At 72.4% G+C, this 727-nt stretch carries 1 protein-coding gene and 1 pseudogene; one reads left to right on the top strand and one right to left on the bottom strand.

Annotated elements, in window-relative coordinates; translation table 11 throughout:
• The coding region (locus BN903_RS03795; protein WP_048076431.1) for an aldehyde ferredoxin oxidoreductase N-terminal domain-containing protein at window positions 1-288 on the bottom strand (288 nt) is incomplete at its 3' end.
• Window positions 289-395: 107 nt separating this feature from the next.
• Between BN903_RS03795 and BN903_RS03800 the strand changes: the two are divergent.
• Window positions 396-727: pseudogene (locus tag BN903_RS03800) on the top strand (putative selenium-dependent hydroxylase accessory protein YqeC); the annotation flags it as partial.

Here is a 727-nt window from a genome sequence, read left to right on the forward strand (position 1 = left end):
CGGGCCGCCGGCGTACGAGTCGAGGAACCCCCCGGTGAGCGGGGACTTCGTCACCGTGGCGTACCGCGTCTCGGCCGGGAGGTACCCCGCGAGCGGGCCGACGAAAAAGCCGAGGCGGTTCGCCGGTCCCGTCGGCTCCGTCCCCGGGGACAGCTCCTCGTAGAGGTAGCGCGCGCCGAGCCCCTTTCCGCCGAGGTAGTCGCGTCGCCACCCGTTCGGGACGCGCTCGCGCGCGGTCTCGCCGGTCGAGAGGTCGACCCGGAGGACTCGGTCGCGGGTGCGACTCATCGAGATTTGCTGCGCGAGCGAGACGTATCAATCTGTTCGCTGACGAGATCGCCGTTCCTACCGCGCTGACCGTCAGAGTGAGGCCCGTCGCGATCGAACGAACGGGCATGAACCTGACGACCGCGCTCGACGCCCGCGACGCGACCGTCTGCGTCGTCGGGGCGGGCGGCAAGAAGTCGACGCTGTTCGCGCTCGCGGACCGGCTCGACCGGGCGGTGGTGACCGCGAGCGTTCGGATACCGATCTTCGACGATCGGGTCGCCGCGGTCCGCGTGACGGAGGACCCGGTGGCCGCGATCGAGGGGGCGGGAGACGGCGACTGGCCGCTCGGGCTGGTGCCGGAGCGCGAGCGGTCGGACCGGTACCTCGGGTACGACACGGAGACCGTCTCCGAGATCGCCGACGCCGCGCCCGGCGCGACGCCCGTGAAGGCCGACGG

It is taken from the genome of Halorubrum sp. AJ67 (assembly GCF_000513435.1).